The organism is Bacillus haikouensis (assembly GCF_013179555.1).
GTDB classification, from domain to species: Bacteria; Bacillota; Bacilli; order Bacillales; family Bacillaceae_B; genus Rossellomorea; species Rossellomorea haikouensis_A.
This window is the reverse complement of sequence record NZ_JABMCR010000392.1, coordinates 1-3,006: the sequence shown is the minus strand read 5'-3', so window position 1 is coordinate 3,006 and position 3,006 is coordinate 1. Positions and strand designations below refer to the sequence as shown.

Annotated in this window: 4 protein-coding genes; all 4 read right to left on the bottom strand. The window is 38.0% G+C overall.

Features of this window, described 5'->3' with window-relative positions; translation table 11 throughout:
* Positions 1 to 167 precede the first annotated feature (167 nt).
* Positions 168 to 692, bottom strand: a complete 525-nt coding sequence (locus HP456_RS22070; RefSeq protein WP_376766245.1) for a GNAT family N-acetyltransferase — start codon at positions 690 to 692, stop codon at positions 168 to 170.
* Positions 693 to 871: 179 nt separating this feature from the next.
* A complete protein-coding gene (locus HP456_RS22065; protein ID WP_172255116.1) occupies positions 872 to 1,723 on the bottom strand; it encodes a DUF2785 domain-containing protein in 852 nt (283 codons plus the stop codon).
* A gap of 186 nt (positions 1,724 to 1,909) precedes the next feature.
* Positions 1,910 to 2,410: a DUF2798 domain-containing protein gene (locus tag HP456_RS22060; RefSeq protein ID WP_172255114.1), complete on the bottom strand. Its 501-nt coding sequence runs from the start codon at positions 2,408 to 2,410 to the stop codon at positions 1,910 to 1,912.
* A gap of 220 nt (positions 2,411 to 2,630) precedes the next feature.
* Positions 2,631 to 3,006: hypothetical protein (locus tag HP456_RS22055; protein WP_172255112.1), on the bottom strand; the 376-nt coding region annotated here is incomplete at its 5' end.

Below are 3,006 nucleotides of genomic sequence, written 5' to 3'. Positions count from 1 at the left end.
TTTATTATGGCCCGTTTCTTAAAAAGTGAGCCATATCCCTTAAAATCCCCTGTTCTCATTTCTATTGAACCACAACAAGGACAATTCTATTTAATCAGAGTCATTCCCTCCCTTTCAATGAATCTCATTTTTGCTTCATAAGAAAATTAGATAATCACCCGTTGCACTCACTTCAAAAGTCTTCTTACTTCTATTTGATTTGAAGTCCCTTTTCGATTGACTTCTTCTTGGCTTACATACTCCATTCTCAGGAACTCATATGTACCGCCATTCGTATCCTGCTTAAAAGTATCCAAATCCTGAAAACCAATTTTTCTATAAACCTTTATGGCCCGTTCATTGAATGTTGCGACGGATAACATGATTTTGACGGGGCTAAAGCGGGATTTCACAAAGTCAATACCCGCCTTCAGAAACTCTGATCCCATTCCGCATCCGGTTAGATCCGGCCTCATACCAAGTCCGATATCATAATATCCAGCAGCCATTTTATTGACGCTGAAAAATCCGACGAGTTCATCCTCTTTATGAACAGAGAACATAGTATCACCTCTTGATTCCGGGTCTAAAAACTCAACAAGGTCATCTTTATCCGCTTCTATATCGTAAAAGGAATAGTCCCCTTCGTAGTGCCATGTATGTGCGATGAATTCTGCTTGCTGCTGTGTCATTGTCTTTAATATGTATGTCACTATTACCCCTCAAATCCTTTTTTTATCAATAATTAAATCGAAAAACTCCATCCTTGCATCATCAGGCTTCCGATGATCATTCTTCTTCTGATAAATCAATAAAGAACTGCACTGATTGAATCGTTCTGTCCCCTTTTCCATCCCTTACTAAGGATAAAATGCTTTTTCAGTTGTTTTATTTATACTTTATCCAGACATTGTTCAATGCTCTTCTGTATGGAGTCGAATCTTGAATCGCCGTCTATTTTCATATAAAAACTTTTCAAAAAAGCCCTGCAGTTAAATACCAGAAACCAATACTGTTCTTCAGCAAGGTGTTCCTTGTGTACTTTCATTTCTTCAGGTACGTTTTGGATTAGCCGGTCAATTTCCTCCACGTCCATGCCATTATTAAGCATTGCAACAATTGGTGTTACCATCCTCTCGTCCTCATGATGGATATAAACTCTGTCGCTAATGAACATCTTATTCCACAATGGTTGAAGAATTTCAGGATAAAGACCGCCACTGATTTTTGGATTTCTGACAAGTTCATCGAACGCATCCGCTACATGGGCAACACTGTGTGCCCATCCTTTGCCGGGGACATACCCCCTCAAATCCTTCTCGTTATTAATATACTGTATCAACCGATCTTTTAGCTTATCGATTGTCGATTGCGTAAGGAAATTTTCATTGTTATCCCTGTATATAATAAGTGCGATCAAGAGAGTAGTGAAAGACCTTGTAAACACTGAATCCGTATCGTTTTCACCCAATCCCTTATATAAGAGCTCACTCAAACATATATCCAGCAATTCTATTAACAGATCAGATTCCAATAATTTTTCCTCAATAATCATCTTGAAAAAAGATGTGTAAATGAGTTGGTCTCTAAGGTCTGCATCCGTTGATCCAATATGAGTTATCATAGATTTGATTACTACTATTCGATCTACATCAATCCAAGCTTTTTCTCCGGATTTAATTTCGATTAAGATCCTCTTTAATTCGTTTTCATTAAGAGAAGTTTCAATTAATTGCAGTTTCATAGACTATCCCCTTTTTGGCATGCTTCTTTGATATTCATTCTTTTGAATGATAAATGCGTAATAGTACAACACCAATTATTTCAAATATTGTTAATTTTCTCAATAACTAAGTCTATAAAAAAAGAAGCTTACCAAAATTCCTGATAAGCTTCTTCCGTCGGGAGGCATTGTGTACAACCCGGATTTCTACTGCTTGCTCACACTTCCCGATTCCGTCATAACCGAGCTTTTAACAAATCTTGCAAACAAAAACCGAATGAACGGTCCCATGACGATCAGCTGCAATGGAAGTGCAAAGATAAAGTTCTTAAAAGTAATCATTGCGTAATTGTCCAAAAAGGATCCTTCAGAAAGACCGTTTAAAAAATATGCTGTCATCAAACCAAATAAGGACATCAAGCAAACCATTCCTACCACCATACAACATGATAGTGCAAGGATCACATACAGACTATTTGATTTATCATAAGGCAGTAAAAATGCAATCTTATGTGCCACCGGTCCGACTATGAATAACTCCAATAAAAATGCCGCTGCAAACCCCAGGACAAATTGCATAAGAATTCCTTTAAACGGTATAGTTCCAATTAAGTCATTGATGACAAGGTTATACAATGTCATGACGATTACCATCCCTGTACACATCATTAAGCCAAAATACACGTTCTCTTTCTTCGTCGTTGGCAAATTCCATCATCCTTTCTAATAAACACTTAGTCATTATAGCGATTTAGGATGTGGTTTCATAAGTGAACGTTTTGTGAACATTATTAAGAGATGTGCTCTAGTTCAACCAGGCAGAACTTGGACGATACAAAACCTCAACACTATAAAGTTTTGACGGAAAGTTATTGTTTTCTAATTAAAAAGAAGCTTACCTTTTTATTTTCAGGTAAGCTCCGAAGTGTCATTTCGAGACTTGGCGCTGTATCAAGTTCCGGTCAATAAAGGGGGCGATTGCGAGTATTTCATTGATTCCTTTTTTCGATATCGCATCCAGCGCAAGCTCGTTCAATAGATCCCTTTTAATGAAAGGAGCGACGGATACAAGTGATTCAATCCCATGCGATTCATAACTCGATGCTGCGCAAGTGTTCAAGACCTCTTTCCCGATAAATGGCGCCATCGAGGCTAATCCAGCCAAGCCGGCAGCCTCAAAATTTTTTTTGGCGCAATTGTCAATGACATCTTGACTGATGAACGGGGCAATGGCTGTTAAACCTTTCATGCCATTTGCTGCATATTCCTTTTCTGCACACTCATCAATGATTTTTTGACTGATA